Below are 15,818 nucleotides of genomic sequence, written 5' to 3' on the forward strand. Positions count from 1 at the left end.
ACGTGGCTTATCAACGTGGGTCCCGTCCGCACGCCTGGGGCTCAATCACCCCAGCTTCCTTCAACGAGGTCCAACGGGCATGAAGTGGCGGTGGCTGCTGGGGGGTGCGCTCGCGCTGGGGCTGCTGGCCGCGCTGGCGTTGTTCGGCAGGGCGCTGCGTCATTCCGAGGCCTACTTCCACTATCCCCGTCCCAGGGCCGAGCGCCCCGCCGACTTCACCGAGGCGAAGGACGTGTCGCTCCAGACGTCCGACGGGCTGACGCTGCGGGGGTGGTACGTGCCGTCCCGCAACCGCGCGGCCGTGGTGCTGGCCCATGGCCTGTCGCAGACGCGCGCGGACCTGCTGCCGGAGGCGCGAATCCTGCGCGCCGCGGGTTATGGCGTGCTGCTCTTCGACCTGCGCGCCCACGGCGAGAGCCAGGGCGAGTTCTCCACCTGGGGGGACCTGGAGCGCCGGGACGTGCGGGCCGCGCTGGACTTCGTGCGCGCCCAGCCGGACGTGGACCCGGCGCGGGTGGGGGCGCTCGGCTTCTCGATTGGCTCCGCGGCCGTGGCGGAGGTGGCGGCGGAGGACCCCGCGGTGCGCGCGGTGGTGCTGCTGTCCCCCTTCAACACGCTGTGGCTGGCCGCCGCGTATGACTTCCGCCGCTTCGGCTTCGTGTCGCAGTCCGGCGCGCTGGTGCCCTTCTGGCGGCGCGGCATCGCCCTGGAGGAGGTGCGCACCATCGACGCGGTGGAGCGCATCCGTCCCCGGCCGCTGCTCATCATCATGGGCACGGAGGAGTCCGGGCAGCCGCTGGCCGACGAGCTCTTCGCCAGGGTGCGCGAGTACGCCCAGACATGGCGCATCCAGGGCGCCGGGCATGGGAACTTCAGCGCCACCGAGCCGGAGGCGTACCCCCGGCGGCTGAAGGACTTCCTGGACGCGGCGCTGCTGGCGCGCTGAGCGTCACTCCGCCTGGGGCGCGGCGCTCGCCGTGGACTCCAGCGCGGCGAGCTGCGCCAGGAAGGCGCGGCCCCTGGCCGGGTCCGTCATGTGGATGAAGGCGGCCATGCCCTTGAGCTGCTCCAGCGACTCGCCCTCGCGGCCCGGCTTGCCCTGCTTCCGGTTGTGGATGGCGGCGCGGAGCTGGCGCACCACGTCGCGCGGGACACGCGCGGCCGGCGCGTCCTTGCCCGCCGCGTTCACCACCAGCCCCGTCACCCGCTGCCGCGTGCCCTTGCGCGCCACGCGCGTCTTGTCCGGGTGCACGCGGAAGCCCTCTGACTCCACCACTTCCTGGACGCGCGACAGCAGCACGGCCACCGGGGGGCGCTGCGTCCGCCGCGCCTTGGGCTGCTTCGCCTTCGTCCAGGAGAAGGTCAGGTCGTCCGCGTAGCGCGTGTACGTGAAGCCCAGCCGCTTCGCGAGCGCGGACAGCCGCTTGTCCAGCTTCAGGCACAGCGCGTTGGTGATGCCCGGCGAGGTGGGCGCGCCCTGGGGCAGCGCGCGCGGGCCCCTGGCCACGTGCAGCAGCTTGCCCCGGAACTGCACCGCCTCCCGCGGCGCCTCCGTGGACAGCAGCGACAGCAGCGTGGCCGGGCCCTCCGGCAGGCCGCCCTTGCGCAGCAGGCCCTTCACGCGGCGCCAGGTGACGGAGGGGAAGAAGTCCTTGAGGTCCACCTTCACCACCACGTCCGCGCCCTGGTGGGCCAGCGCGTTGGTGAGGATGGAGCGCCCCGCCACGAAGCCGTGCGCCGCGCCGTGCACCGGCAGCCGCTCCACGACGTTGGACAGTACCCAGCGCTGCGCTTCCTTCAGCTCCGGCTTGGGGGAGGTAATCGTCCGCTTGCCGCCGTCCCGCTTCGGAATCGTCCAGCTCACGTAGTGCGTGGCGGTGTCCACCTCGCGGTGGAACGCGAACCAGCGCAGCTTGGACACGCTCAGCCCCAGCGCCTTGGCCAGCGCCTCCGCCGAGCTCAGCTCCGTCAGGCCGTTGGCCCGGGCGCGCTCCTCGCGGTGAGGCAGGTCGAACGCGTCGACAGGGCGGTCCTCCGCCCAGTGCACGCCCGCGCCCAGGTGGCCCACGTGCGTGGCCTGCCACGCCTCATAGGCTTGACGCTTCAGCGCGCGGCGCTCGGTGGCCTCGGCCTTCTTCTTCTCCTTCCAGGCCTTCTTGTCCTTCTCCGAGGCGCTGGAGAAGTCCAGGTCCTCCACCGCGAGGCCCTTGGCGACGAGCTGCGCCTGCACCCAGTCGTCGGCGCCGCCCGCCTCGTGGATGGCCTTCGCGCGGGCGAGCAGGGCTTCGTGCGCGAGCCGGCGGGCTTCACGCTTCGCGGCGGCGTCCGGAGACGGCGCGGTGGGCTGGGGCGTGGGCACGGCCTGCGGCGAAGCTGCGGGGACGAACGGGTCCAGCCTGGCGGTCATGTCTGCACCTTGGACGAGCGCGGCGAGGGATGACGGAACATGGCGCGAGCAGTCGAGGGAGGCCTGGAAAAGCACCACCATCTCACCTGGGGCACGGTAGCCTCACCGGCTCTCCCCTCCTAGGCACTACGGCCGGGGTGGGTAAACGGCGGTCGCGTCGTTGGCTCCGCTACCCACCCTGGCCGTAGTGCCTAGGAGGGAGAGAGCCAAGAACAGGCTACCTTGCGGAGAGTGTCCTGCATTTCAACCGGAGCGGCGCAACGCCGCTCCCGCGCTCGAGGCGCTCAGGCTGATGCACTCCGGACCTCTCTCGGCTGCTCGCGCGTGAAGCGCATGTCGTCGTCTCTACGTCGCACCAATCCTGCCGGCCGCTCGCGGCGGCCGGGCCGTGGTTATGGGTTTACACCAATGCCGAGGCCGCGTCGATGTAGCCTTCAGCGGCCAACTTCTCCAGGCGCGCGAAATACGCTCCGCGCGCTTCGGCATCCGAGTCGAACCAGAGCCGCTGGTGACGCGGCGAGCCCGTGCGCGGGCCCCACTCCACCGCCACCACCTGGCCGTCCAGGGAGACCCGGTACACCATCTCCAGGCCGCTCTCCGCGTCGCGGCGCACGTAGGAGCGCGTCTCCGCGCGGATGAGCTTGCGGCCCTCGGGCGTCTGCCGCAGCGCCTCTTCCTCCGCGCGGCGGCGCGCGTAGGCCAGCCGCAGCGCCAGCAGGTGCTCGCAGGGCCCTTCACGCAGGCCGGAGCGCCGGTGGTGCGGGCAGCCGCAGCTCGCGTCCTTCACGCGGCCTTCCAAATCCAGCGTGAAGCTGGGGAAGAAGCTGCGCACGGCCTCGCGGTCCACCACCTCGCCGTGGATGCGGAGGCCCTCGCCCACCACGTCGTGCACCTTGGTCAGCTTCACCTCGCCCGCGCCCGGGGCGCCGTCGCCGCCCAGCAGCCGGTGCGCCCGCGCCTCCAGCTCGCTGCCGTAGCGGATGACGGCGGCGTCCACCGGCGTGGGCATCAGCTCGCGCGGGCGGTACTGGCCGCGCGCCACGTCGAAGAGGATGCGCCCGCGCAGGCACTCCAACTGGAGCGCCGCGCGCACGGACTCCCTGGGCGCGCCGGCGCTGGCGGCCAGCGTGTCGAAGGGCAGGGGACCCTCGGCGCGCAGCCGCTCGCGGAGCTGCTCCGCCAGACCGTCCGGCACCGCGCGGGGCATCAGCACGTCGAAGGCCGCGGCGGAGGACCAGCCGCTCTCCGTCCAGCCGGTGAGGCCCAGCGTCAGCGTGGCCGCGCCCATGTCGATGACCCAGAACACCGGCAGGCCGGGGCCCATGAGCTGCACCTTCACGGACTTCGCGTGGGGCAGCAGCCGCGCGAGCGCCGCCAGCCGCTGACGGCCGAAGGTGCGCACCACCGCGGGCGCGGCGCCGTTGTACGTGCCGCCGTGGCACTCCAGCACCAGCTCCCACGGCTCCAGCACCAGCCGGGGCGGGGCGCCGGGCACCAGCTCGAAGCGCAGCGCGCGCGGGGCCTTCTTCGCCTTGCGGGCGCGCAGGGCGAAGAGGAGGTTGTAGAGGTCGATGGGCGCCAGCTCGCAGGTGCTCGCGGGGAGCGTGGCGGCGGACTGCACCTGGAGGAAGCCGCGCAGCCAGGCGTGCGGCACCTCCACGTTGCGCGGGGCGCGGGCCGGCTGCGCGGCCGGCGTGGCCAGCGCGACGTGCGCCTCCAGGGAGACGGGCACGTAGGTGCGCAGCCGGTCCACGCGGGCGGGCAGCTCCGGCGGCACGTCCAGGAAGGTGGAGCCGTGCGCGGCCTCGCGGCCTTCGAAGAGGCGGTTGTCGAAGGACAGCCGGGCGTAGGCGCTCTCGTCGCGGGAGAAGACCTCCAGGGACACGCTGTCCGGGTCCACCGTGAGCACGGGGTCCAGCACCGCGTCCTGCTGCTTCTCGCCGTCCAGCGCGTTGTCCAGGAACGCCTTCTGCGCCTCCCAGATGAGCGCGCTGGCCCGCTTGCCCTGCTTCATCAGGTAGGCCAGGTACGCGGTGCGGTCCTTGCCCCGGTAGCGCAGGTCGCTGGCGAGGATGCCGAAGGTGGCGGCCAGCGCGTCGCGGAAGAGGGCGGCGTCGGTGACGCGGCCGCTCACGCCCACGGTGCCGCGCGAGCCCTCCAGGGCCAGGCGGACGCGGGCGCCGTCCGCGACGGACTCGACGTCGCTCGCGGTGGCGTAGCGCAGCTCGACGGGGTGCCGGGTGGCGGTCGTCACGACGGGTTCCCTTCCTTCCGGTTCCGGGCGCGCTCAGCGGCCCGGCGTGCACGTTTGTGGGCGCGCCACGCGGCCTTGCGCAGCTCCACGGTTTGCGACTTGTCGAAGGCGGCCTCGTGCAGCAGCTTCGCCGCGTCGTCTCCGCCCAGCCGGCCCAGCGCGGCCCACGCGTCCTGCCGCGTCTCCGGCTTCGCGTCGCTGGCCAGGGACTTCAGCGGCTCCAGCGCGCGGGCGCCCAGCAGCGTGGGCACCGACAGCCGGCGGCCCTCGGAGGTGGCCAGCAGCTCCCGCGATGTCCGGGCGCCCATGGGGCCGAAGGCCACCGCGTCGAAGGGCTTCACCGCCAGCGCCCACGCGGCGGCGTGCTCGGGAGCGAGCTTCGCCAGCGCGTCCGCCGCCGCCGCCCGCACCCGCGCGTCCGGGTCCACCAGCGACTTGCGCAGCGTGTCCGCCGCGGCGGCGCGCTCCTTCTCGTTCGCCAGCACCGCGGCCGGCGCCTGTCCGGTGAGCGTCAGCGTGCCCTCCGGCGCGGCCAGCCGGCCCAGGGCGCGCGCGGCCTCCTGTCGCACGGTGCCCGGGGCCGCCGCCTCTCCACCCTGGAGCAGGGTTCGCGCGGAGTCGGCCATGCCCGCGGTGCCCAGCCGGGAGCCCGCCCACAGGAGGCGCTCCCAGGCGGCGCTCAGCGTGGCGCGCTTGGAAGGCGCGGCGGAGGCCCAGTCGGTGGCGGTGCGGCGCTCGGCCGTCACCAGCGCGCGGGACAGCGCGGCCAGGTCCACCGCGCCGGGCTCGCGGGCCTCGCCCGTCCAGGTGCCCACCAGCAGCGCGGCCTCCTCGCGGGCCTCCGGCTTGTCGTGGCCCAGCAGCGTCACCACCTCCGGCACGGGCATGGCGCCTCGGCGCGCGAGCCCCCGCCGCAGGCCCAGCCGCAGCTCCACGTTGTCCAGCGTGGCCAGCCGGGGCACCAGCAGCGCCGGGTCTCCCTCGTTGGCCAGGTAGGCCGCGGCGGGCGCGGAGATGTCCGGGTAGCGGCTGGCGACGGCGAGGAACTCCACCCGCGTGCGCTCGTTGGGGAACAGCACGTCGAGCGCCTTGCGCGCCTCCCGGCGCAGCTCCTGCTGCTGTACGTCCAGCGCGGCGGCCAGGGCCATCTCTGCGGCGGTGTCCTGGAGCTTCCCCAGCTCCTGGGCGGCCGTCAGGCGCACCGGCAGCGCCGTGCCCGTGTCACCGAGCAGCGCCTCAATCTTCACCCGCGCGCGCTCGCCGCCGATGGCGCGCAGTCCCTTCACGCCGGCCTGCTGCAGCTCCAGCGTGGCGCCCTCCACCGCGGCGGCCTCGACCTTCTCCTCGACGCGGCGGCGCTCCTCGCCGTCCGGCAGCTTCGCGGCGAGCCGGCCCAGGCCCTCGATGGCGGCCGACACCATGCTCGGCTCCACGGGCGCCTCCGCCGTGCCGCCCGCGGCCACCGTCTCCAGCTCCGCCAGGGCGCGCGCGTCACCCAGCGTGCCCAGGGCCAGCAGGGCCCGCTCGCGCTGGCCGTCCTCGCCCGCGCGGGCGTACAGCATCAGGGGCCGCAGCGCGCTGGCGCCGCCCTTGAAGGCCACGCCCTCCGCGGCCGGCAGCATCAGCTCGCGCGAGCCGCCGCGCAGCACCGCCTCCAGGGGCTCCACCGGGGCGCCGTGCTCGATGACGCGCTTCGCGTAGGCCTCCACCGCCGCGCCGCTCACGGCGGGGAAGCGGTCCGGGAAGAGGCTGACCAGCAGCTCCGACTGGCCGGCCTCCGCGCCGTGCTCCAGGTGCCGCACGGCCTCTTGCCGCACGGCGACGTCGAAGCTCTTCACCACCTGCCGCAGGAAGGACACGGCCCGCTTCACGTCGCGCTTCTTCACGTCGGTGCCGGCCACCGTCATGGCGGCGCTGACACACTCACTGCGAATGCTGCCCTCCGTGTCCGTCTGGCACTGGCGGGCCAGCACCTCCAGCGCCTCGGGACGGCGCGTGTTGCCCAGGGCCGTCACCAGCCGCTTGCGCTCGTGGGGCTCCGGGGCCGCGGGCAGCCGGGCGGCCAGCGCGGCCACCGCGGCGGGCGTGGCCAGCCGGGCCAGGGCCTCCGTGGCGCGCTTCGCGAGGTTGGCGTTCTCCGCGCGCAGGAAGATGGAGAGCACCTCCACCGCGCGGTCGTCCCCGCGCCACGCCAGCAACTCCGAGGCGCGCAGGCGCAAATCCTCGTGCTCGCTGGCCATGGCGCGGCCCAGCGCCTCGGTGACGCGCGGGTCGTTGGCGCCCGCCAGCCGCTCGATGACGCCCACGCGCAGGTCGGCGTGCTCGCTGCCCAGCGCGGCCAGCAGCGGCTCCAGGCTGCCGGGCGGGCTGAGCTTCTCCAGCAGCTCGAAGGCGTAGCGGCGCACGTCCGTCAGCGGCGAGTTCAGCGCGGCGGTGATGCGCGGCTTCGCGGCGTCACCTCGCGTGGCCAGCTCGTCCAGCGCGGCGCGCGCCACGTCCGGCGCCAGCGAGGCCAGGGCCAGCGCGAGCGGCTCGTCGCTGCCGGCGGGGAAGAGCTCCTTCAGCCCGGCCAGCGCGGCCTTGCGCACGAGCTGGTGCGGGTCCTCCAGGGCGCGCAGCAGGGCGGCCACCGCGGCGGGCGTGCCGGCGAAGCCTTCCTGCGTGAGCTTCACCACGCGGTCCACCGCGTCGCGGCGCACGCGGTGGCTCTCGTCGTCGCCCGACGACACCTGCCGCAGCAGGCCGACATAGGCGCCGAAGGCCAGCCGGCGCAGGTGCTGCCGCTCGGCCTGGGGGGTGGCCTCGGCCGAGGCGGCGGGGGACTCAGCCTTCACCGCTGAGAAGATGCGCCGCAGCCAGTTCTTCGCGGGCGCGCCCTGCCCGGGGCCGGTGCCCGGCGCCGTCTCCGGCTTCCAGGGCGCGTCCAGCGTGCTCGGCCGCGCCACCCGCTTCGCGTGGCGGAAGTACTCCAGCGGCTTGTCGCGCAGCAGCAGCACCTGGGCCGCCGCGTAGCGCTGCTCGGGCTGGAGGCTGGACAGGGCCTCGGCGAGCCCGATGACATACTTCACGCGGTCCTCTTCGGCCGGCCAGTCCTTCATGTCGGCCACCTTCTCGGGCCGGGGCGGGAGCAGGGCCTCCGCGAGCTGGGCCCGCGCCGCGTCCGGCTCCGTGCGCAGCTCCAGCGCGCGGGCGGCGGCGTAGCGGACCTCCGGCCGGCCGCTGGAGAGGGCGCTGGTGAGCAGGTCGGGCGGCTCGCCCCGGCGGCTGGCGCGCGAATCCCGAGCGAGGACGATGGAGAACACCAGCTCCTGCACCTCGCGGGTGCGGTCCTCCAGGCCGTGCAGCAGGCCACCGTCGCCGTCCGGCCCCAGGGCCGCGAAGGACAGGATGGCGCCCAGCCGGATGGGGAGGTGGTCGTGGCGCAGGTTGCCGGTGAGCACCGGCAGGGCGCGCGCGTCACCCAGGCGGGACAGGCCGTCCGCGGCCCAGGAGCGCACCGCCACGTTGGCGTGGCTCAGGGCGTCCAGCAGGAAGCCCTCGTCACCGCGGCGGGCGGCGGTGGCGAGCCCGCGGGCGCCCTGCTCCTGCAGGTCACCCAGCTCGTGCGGCAGCAGCACGGTGGCGAAGAAGGTGAGCAGGCGCCGCGAGCCCAGCGAGGCCAGGGCCCGCGCGGCGCGGATGCGCAGCGGCACCAGGAAGGCCGGAGGGTATTGCCGCTCCAGGTCCTTGTCGGTGATGAACGCGCGCAGCGGCTCGATGAGGTCCTCGGCGCCGCGCGGGGCCAGCAGCTCCGCGGCGCGGATGCGCACCGGCAGCGGCGCCGCGGCGAGCCCGGCCAGCAGGGGCCCGTTCTCGTGGGGCACCAGCTTGTCCAGCGCCTCCAGCGCGGCCACGGCGACGGGGACCTCCTCGTCCTGCACGCGCTTGAGCAGCGGCGAGCGCAGCGGTTCGATGGGGGCGTGGACGGCGCCCTTCGCGGCGTGCTCCCGCAGCGGCGCGTGCGTGGTGGCCAGCGCCGCCAGGTGGGCCTCCGCGTGCTCCTTGCCCACGTGCTTCACCCACGCGTCGTACGCGGCGGTGGCCACGCCGTTGTCGCGGTCCTCCACGGCCTTCTTCAGCCGCTCCAGCGCCCAGCCCTCGGCGGCGCGCTGCGCCAGCACCTCCACCGCGCGGTGGCGCAGGTCGGGGAAGCGGCCCGCCAGCGCCCGGTCCAGCGCCTTCTCCGGCGCCTTCTCGTTCCAGGCCCACAGCGTGCGGAAGGCCTCGCCGCGCACCTTGCCGGACTCGTCCTCCAGCGCGTCGCCCAGCAGCGGCTCGGCGCCCGGCGTGGACGGGCCCAGCTTCACCAGCCGGTCCAGGCCGCGCACGCGCACGTCCTCGTGGCCGGAGCGCAGGGCGGCCTCCGCCGAGGAGAGCGGCGCGTCCCCGTCCAGCGCCACCACCGCGTCCAGCGCGGAGGCGCGCACGTCCGCGTTCTCGTCGTCCAGCATCCACACCAGGCGCTCGCGGGCGCGCGGGTCCTGGAGGGCCTGGAGGGAGGAGGCGGCCACCCGGCGGATGGCGGGGTCCGGCTCGCGGGAGAGCTGGAGGAGCGCGCCCAGCGCCCGCCCGTCACCGAGCTGCGCGAGCCCGCGCGCGCCGCGCACGGCCGTGTCTGGCGTGCGGCAGGCCATGGCGGCCAGCAGCGGCTCCAGGTCGCTCTCCGTGATGGCCGCGCCCGTGGTGCCCTGCGCGGGCATCGCGGCGCGCGCGGCCTGGAGCTCCGCGTCGGTGATGGGCGGGGTGCCCGCGACGCCCTGCGCCCGGCGCGCGTGCTGGACCAGCCAGCGGGACACCTCCTTGGTGCCGCGGGCGAAGTCCTCGTCACGCGACTCCAGCGCGTGGGCCAGCGCCCGGCGCTCCATCACCCGCACGGTGAAGGCGACCTGGCGCACGCTGGCGTCCGCGTCATCCAGCGCGCGGGCGGCCAGGGGCTGGAGCTGCGCGTGCCCGAGCAGCCCCTGCGCCGTGGCGCGGACGAGCACATCGATTTTGAGCAGGGCCGGGCCGCGCTCGAAGGCGGTGCGCAGCGGCTCGGCGCCGTCACCCGGCATCACCTGGATGAGGGCGCCCAGCGCGGTCAGTCCGACCGCGCCATGGCTGTCCGCGAGCTGTCCGGCGATGAGGCCCGGCACCAGCGGAGACGTGCCGCCCAGCTTCGCCAGCAGCTCCAGGCCCAGCACGCGCACTTCCGGGTGCTGCGAGCCCAGCGCCGCGCGCGGCGCGGCCAGCGGGGACTCCGTCTCCAGCGTGACGAGCGCCTCCAGCGCGGCCTTGCGCACCATCGGGTGCGAGTCGTCCAGCCGCTCGCGCAGCCTGGGGCGCGCGGCGGTGCGGCCCTTGTCCGCCAGCTCGCGCACGGCCAGCCGCCGCACCTCCGCGTCCTTGTCGGAGGTGAGCACCTGGAAGAGGAAGTCCAGCGCCTCCGTCTCCTCCAGCGCGGCGGCCTCGCGCACCGCGGCCTCGCGGCGGGGGCGGCCCGCCTTGTGGGCCTCCGTCAGCAGGTCGATGCCGTGCTGGGACGTGTCGTGGTCGCCCGCGGGCGCGCCATCCGGAGAGAGGCCGAAGCGGTGCGTGCGGCGGTCATCCCCGCCCGTGAAGACGGAGCCCAGGGACGTCCGGGCCACCCGCGGGTTGGCGGGCGGCGCGAAGGCGAGCGCCTGCACCGGCTTGCCGCCCGCGTCCAGCGTGCGCGGCTTGCGGCGCTGGTCCAGGCGCCAGACCTTGACCTGGCCGTCGCTGCCCGCGGACCACACGCGGTCACCGGGCTCTTCCTCGCCCGGCTTGGCGGGGGGCGTGGGCGGGAACAGCAGGGCGAGCACCGGGCCCGCGTGGCCGGTGTCCTTCTCTCCGCGGACCTCGAACTCCACCGCGCCCACCAGGTACCAGATGCGCAGCTTGCCGTCGTCGCCCGCGGACACCAGCCGGCCGTCGCGCGGCGTGAAGGCCAGCGCGCGCACCGCGCCCTCGTGGCCCGGCATGTCGCGCCGCGCGCCCGTGGCCACGGTGAAGACGTGCACCACGCCGTCGTCACCCGCGCCCGCCGCGTAGGTGCCGGAGGGGTCAACCGCCACGGCGCGCAGGGGCTGCGTGGAGGCCGTCCACTCGTGCAGCTTGCGCGTGGACTCCCAGTCCCAGGCGCGCACCGCGCCGTCCGCGCCCGCGCTGAAGAGGAGCGCGCCGTCCGTGCTGGACGCCAGCGCCGTGACGCCGCCGGGGTGCACGTCATGGAGCTGGAACTGCACCTGCCCGTCGGACAGCGCGCCGATGCGCACGGTGCCATCCGCGCCGGCCGCGGCCCACTGGCCACCGGCCACGGCGAGCGCGTTCACCGCGGAGGGCAGCTCCGTGCTCCACAGCACCTTGTTGGTGCCCGGCTCGAACGCGGTGACACGGCTGACGGTGGACGCGCGAGCGCCGCCCACGAGCAGCAGGCGCGCGTTGGCCGCGAGTGCACGGACCTTCTCGATGTTGCCGATGGCGAGTACGGGCATCACGCTCCTCAGTGGCCGACCTTCTTAGCACTGGCGCGCGGGATTACGGAGCGCGCAAAACGCGGCGCGCGCGCTCACGCGCTGTCAACGCCCGCTGCCCCGGATTCCCGTGGAGCGCAGATAGAATCGGGCCGTCTGCGCGAGGAAACGCAGCGGGTAGCCGGGCTCGGCGAGCTGGCGCTGCAGCTCACCGCTCAGCTCCGACAGCAGCGTGCGCAGCAGCTCCAGCTTTCTCGGGTCATCCAGCGTGGACGCGCGCCCCAGCGAGGGCATCCGTCGCCGCCACACCGGGCTGCTGGCCAGCGTGGCCCTCACCCCGTCGAGCAGGTCCAGCAGCGTGGGCGGCATCAAGCCCATGGAGATGGACAGCGCCTCCTCGGGCGCCTGCGCCATGTGCCAGTACCCGCCCGGGATGTAGATGATGCCCCCGGCGCCCAGCGAGTGCGTCTCCACCGGCGTCTTCTCCTGCGCGGCCAGGGAGCCGCTGGGGACGGACTCCGGCAGGGGCACGGGGTGGAGCGTGTTCTCCCGCAGCAGGTACTCCTTGCGGCCCGCCGTCTGGAGGATGAACACCTCCTCCGGGTCGCAGTGCCAGCCGAAGCCGTGGTGCCCCGCGGGCGTGCAGTAGATGTGCAGGTTGATGCGGCCGTGCAGCTCCGAGCTGAAGGCGCGCGCGAGCTGCGCCAGCTCCGGGTGGTGCAGGTCCGGCTGCCGCAGCGCCAGCGTGTAGCCCTGCGCGAACAGCTCCCGCGCCGCCTTCGCCGTCGTCGGCCGCCCTCCCGGGTAGGGCACGCCCTGGCGCGCGAGCAGCACGTCGCAGGCCGTCTCCTCCACGAGGAAGTCGATGGTCTCCCACGTCCCCAGGCGCTGGAGGCGCTCCGCGGCGGAGGCGCCGGTGAAGGGACGCCGCTGGTAGTGCTCCTGGAGGAAGCGCTCCCGCGGAAAGCCATTCAGCAGTTCATCGAGCAGCATGGGCTTTCAATCTGCTCAGGCGCCGCCGAGCTGCGCGTCCGGGTGCGCGGCCCGCAGCCGCACCAGCGAGGCGAGGCAGCTCTGCCACTCCCCCTTGGCCAACGAGCCGGTGAACTCCTCCAGCACCGGCGCCACCATGCGCGCGAAGGCCGCGTCCTCCAGGCCCAAGTCCCGCACCAGCTCGATGACGCGGCGCTTGGCCTCGCTGGCGGACAGGCGCTTCTGCACCTCGCCCTCGCGGGCCTCCTTGGCGCGGCCCGGTGGCAGGCCGAAGAGCATCTTCCGCAGGAAGGTGCGCAGCGCGTCCACGTCGGCGAAGCGCTCCGTGCCGCTGGCGGCCGGGGCCTGCGTGGCGCCCGCGGGCTTCCACCCCTCCGGCAGGTGCGTGGGCCGGTGCTTCTCCCAGAGCAGCCGCACCGCGAACAGGCCCACCTCGCGGTCCGCGCTCTGCATCAGCCACGCGAGCCGCTCGGCGCCGCCCAGCCGCGCGTAGTGCCGGCGGATGAGCTCCACCGCGACCTCGCGCGTGCCGCGCCGGGTGCTCTCCGTGAGGGAGAACACCTTCACCGCGTCCAACTCCTCCGGCAGCAGCGTGTGCCGGGCGTCCGCGCCGTCCTCGCCCGCGCGCAGCAGCGCGTCATAGGCCAGGTTGCGGACCTCCTTCGCCTCGGCGTCCGCCAGTTCGTACACGCGCGTGTGCCAGCCCCAGGCGCGCAGCTCCGCGCGGGCGATGGCCAGGGCGAAGCGGCGCACGTCGTCGCGCGAATCCATCAGCGCCGGCCACAGCAGCTCCGGCGTGTACGCCTTGCGCGGCGCGCGGGGCTTGAGGTTGTAGGACTTGGACTCCGGCTGCTCCGGCCCGATGACGGGGTGGTGGCAGCGCAGGTAGGTCTGCGCGAAGGCGCGCACCGGCACGGGCTGCTTCGCGCCCAGGGCCAGCTCGAAGAGGCGCGCCAGGCCCGCGGCCGCGTCACCTGAATCGCTGAAGTCCGCGGGGGCCACGTTCTCCAGCAGGTAGCGGTGCGCGAAGCCGTGCAGCTCCGGGTCGGCGCGGCGGGCCAGCGCCAGCAGCCAGGGCACGGTGAGCTGGCGCGCGGTGAACAGCTTGCGGTTGCCCAGCAGGGCCAGCGCCACGGGCCGGAACTTCGCGCTGAAGACGCGCGCCTTCACCTGCTCCACGTCCAGGCCGGGCAGGCTGTCCGCGCGCATGAGCCAGTGGCCCATCGCGTGCCCGATGCGCGAGTGGGCGCTCCGCTCCAGCAGCCACTCCGGGCCGATGGCCGCGGGCGGGTAGCCCGACAGCGCCTTCAGCGCCAGCCCCTCCACGGGGTGGGGCTTCTTCTGCAGCCGCGGGTCGTCCAGCAGCGCCTTCCAGAAGTCCGCGGGCAGCTCGGCGGCGCCGTACTTCGTGGCGATGAAGCCCTTCACCCAGTTGAGCTGCTCGCCGCTGCCCAGGTACATGTCGCGCAGGAAGTCCCCGGGCAGCTCCGCCCGGTCGAACGACTGCGCCAGCGCGCCCGCCGCGAAGGCCGAGGTGGGCTTGTACTGGAGCAGCCGCCCCAGCAGCGCCACGCCCAGCTCGCGCGGGTTGCGCTTCTCCAACGTGGCCGAGGCGAAGGCCTTCACGTCCGGGGCGCCCTGGGCCACCAGCTCCTCCAGGCGCTCCGCGGGCAGGTCCTGCGCCTGGGCGCGGGCGTACTCGATGGCGTAGGCGCGGGCCTTGGTGCTGGGGGACAAGAGCAGCGCCAGCACCGCCTCGTGCAGGCCCAGCTCGCGCAGGCGGCCCTGGTGGAACTCAGGGGAGCCCTGCAGCGTCTCCACCAGGAAGTCGTGGGCGCTGCCCAGCGGACGGCGGGCGAGCCGGTCCAGCCACGCGGGCGTCACCTTGCGCAGCGCCTCCGGGAAGTCCTTGCGCAGGCCCTGGATGGCGAAGCTGGCGGCGGGGTCCGACTCACACACGTCCAGGAGGCGCATCAGCGCGTCCGGCGAGCGCTTCCACGCGTCCGGGAAGGCGCGGTGCTTCACCATGTCGGCCGGCGGCGGCATGGCGAAGGAGTCCTGCGAGTACCTGCCGCTGCCGTGCGCCCAGATGTGGTGGGCCACCCAGACGCCGTACCAGGTGGTGTCCGGCGCGTAGTGGCGCAGCACCTCCACCGCGAACTGCGGGTAGAGCTCCGGCACGGCGGCGCCCAGGTGACGCAGGTAGCGCCAGGCGCGGCGGCGCAGGTAGGTGAGGGTGCCGCCGGAGACCTCGCGGCTGCCGCTGGGGCGGTGGCGCTCCACGTCGAAGCGCCAGGCCAGCACGCCGAACAGCTCCGCGTCGTGGTTGGCCTCCGCCAGCTTGTAGATGCGCTTGAGCCCACCCCACAGGCCGAAGCGCAGGTCCGCGCGGCGGGCCACGTCCATCAGCGCCGCGCGCGAGGCCTGGGTGTTGCGTTGGTAGAGCGCCACCAGCAGGTCCGCCAGGGCCAGCCGGGGCGGGCGGGGCACGTCCTGCTGCGCCAGGTAGCGCTGCCACGCCTCGGAGGAGCCCTGCCGCCGCGTGTCCGAGTCGTAGTGCGCCCGGGCCTGGGTGAGCGTCCGCAGGAGGGCCTCGAAGGTGAAGGCGCCCTTCGGCAGGGGCTTCTCCGGCGTCTGCTCGGGCTGCTCGAGCAGGGCGAGGACGGCATCCGCCAGGTCAGGGGACTCGGCGCGGACCAGCCGCTCCAGGTCTGCCGCGCTCAGCGCATCGCTCGTGGACGTGGACATGGAGCGGGATTTACCACGCTACCTCTTCCAGAACATCAACACGTCGAGCAGGTCCATCCCGGGGCCCACGGCGGAGCGGGAGCTGTTGTTCTCGAAGTACGTCAGGTCGACGAGCAGGGCGACGGCCAGCACGAGCTGCCGCAGCCGGAAGTCGGCGCACTGGGGCATGAAGTCGAGCGTGAAGGTGTCCGCGCTGCTGAAGGCCTCCTGGAAGAGGCCACTCCAGCGCTTGCGGACGACGGCCACTTCCAGGTCGTTCTGGAAGACGCGGAAGGTCCAGGGTCTGAGGAGCGGCCCCTTCACGGTGGCGATGACGGCGCCGCCGGGCGTGACGAGGTCCAACTGGCGCCCCAGCAGGGTGAAGCGCTGCTGGATGCGCGCCATCAACCTGCCGTCCCACGCGAAGATGTCCGCCTTCGTGAAGATGAAGCTCCACGGGCGCTCCACCACGAGCGCCACGATACCGCCAGGCGTCATGCACTCCATCCGGGCCTTGTAGAAGGGCCAGAAGGTCCGGCGGAGCATGGCGCCAAAGCCACGGGCCTCTTCCTCCACGTACAGCGCGACGCGCCCCATCTCGTCGCAGACCTCGTAGCGGTTGCGCGTCTGGGCCCCGAAGATGATCTCCATGCCCTCGCGGAACTGCCGCATGCGCAGCCCTGGCGCCTCCATCATGTGCCGCAGGGCCAGGTTCAGCTCGGTGCTCATGTGGCGCGGGTCCCCCGGGAGCCCCTTGCCCGCGCCGGACGGCACCTGGACCTCGGCCAGCGGCTCCAGGGCCGCGCTGGCGGGGCCCTCCTGCTTGCGGGGCTCGCGCCCGCGCCAGTCCAGCTCCAGCTCGGTGGTGTCCGCCAGGGAGGGCTTGTCGCTCATTCGCTTCACTCTAAGCGTGGGCCGGGCGCCG

General features: G+C 74.4%; 7 protein-coding genes. 1 reads left to right on the forward strand and 6 read right to left on the reverse strand.

What is annotated here, in order from left to right; translation table 11 throughout:
* The first annotated feature begins 79 nt into the window (after positions 1-79).
* Complete coding sequence (locus MYMAC_RS00780) at positions 80-946, forward strand: alpha/beta hydrolase (RefSeq protein ID WP_095956659.1); 867 nt, start codon at positions 80-82, stop codon at positions 944-946.
* Positions 947-949: 3 nt separating this feature from the next.
* Here MYMAC_RS00780 and MYMAC_RS00785 read toward each other — a convergent pair whose 3' ends face one another.
* The 6 genes from MYMAC_RS00785 to MYMAC_RS00810 all read right to left on the reverse strand — a co-directional run bounded on the left by MYMAC_RS00785 (position 950) and on the right by MYMAC_RS00810 (position 15,787).
* The gene (locus MYMAC_RS00785) at positions 950-2,407 is read right to left on the reverse strand and encodes a reverse transcriptase family protein (RefSeq protein ID WP_095961430.1); all 1,458 of its coding nucleotides are present in this window, start codon (positions 2,405-2,407) and stop codon (positions 950-952) included.
* A gap of 400 nt (positions 2,408-2,807) precedes the next feature.
* Positions 2,808-4,661, reverse strand: a complete 1,854-nt coding sequence (locus MYMAC_RS00790) for a hypothetical protein (RefSeq protein WP_095956660.1) — start codon at positions 4,659-4,661, stop codon at positions 2,808-2,810.
* Positions 4,658-11,194: a HEAT repeat domain-containing protein gene (locus MYMAC_RS00795; protein WP_204817309.1), complete on the reverse strand. Its 6,537-nt coding sequence runs from the start codon at positions 11,192-11,194 to the stop codon at positions 4,658-4,660. Before MYMAC_RS00795 ends, MYMAC_RS00790 begins: the two co-directional genes overlap by 4 nt.
* Before the next feature lie 84 nt (positions 11,195-11,278).
* On the reverse strand, positions 11,279-12,166 hold the full coding sequence (locus tag MYMAC_RS00800; protein ID WP_095956662.1) for a JmjC domain-containing protein: 888 nt from the start codon (positions 12,164-12,166) through the stop codon (positions 11,279-11,281).
* 15 nt (positions 12,167-12,181) lie between these two features.
* On the reverse strand, positions 12,182-14,914 hold the full coding sequence (locus MYMAC_RS00805) for a hypothetical protein (RefSeq protein WP_095956663.1): 2,733 nt from the start codon (positions 14,912-14,914) through the stop codon (positions 12,182-12,184).
* 18 nt (positions 14,915-14,932) lie between these two features.
* Entirely contained in the window at positions 14,933-15,787 is an 855-nt protein-coding gene (locus tag MYMAC_RS00810) for a phospholipid scramblase-related protein (protein WP_095956664.1), read from the reverse strand.
* Positions 15,788-15,818 lie beyond the last annotated feature (31 nt).

Origin of the sequence: Corallococcus macrosporus DSM 14697 (assembly GCF_002305895.1) — a bacterium.
GTDB classification, from domain to species: Bacteria; Myxococcota; Myxococcia; order Myxococcales; family Myxococcaceae; genus Myxococcus; species Myxococcus macrosporus.

Bases quoted from the DNA above. Each gene is read 5' to 3' on its own strand.
- MYMAC_RS00810 (WP_095956664.1), bottom strand. From the start codon at position 15,787: ATGAGCGACAAGCCCTCCCTGGCGGACACCACCGAGCTGGAGCTGGAC.
- MYMAC_RS00800 (WP_095956662.1), bottom strand. From the start codon at position 12,166: ATGCTGCTCGATGAACTGCTGAATGGCTTTCCGCGGGAGCGCTTCCTC.
- MYMAC_RS00785 (WP_095961430.1), bottom strand. From the start codon at position 2,407: ATGACCGCCAGGCTGGACCCGTTCGTCCCCGCAGCTTCGCCGCAGGCC.
- MYMAC_RS00795 (WP_204817309.1), bottom strand. From the start codon at position 11,194: ATGCCCGTACTCGCCATCGGCAACATCGAGAAGGTCCGTGCACTCGCG.
- MYMAC_RS00780 (WP_095956659.1), top strand. From the start codon at position 80: ATGAAGTGGCGGTGGCTGCTGGGGGGTGCGCTCGCGCTGGGGCTGCTG.
- MYMAC_RS00805 (WP_095956663.1), bottom strand. From the start codon at position 14,914: ATGTCCACGTCCACGAGCGATGCGCTGAGCGCGGCAGACCTGGAGCGG.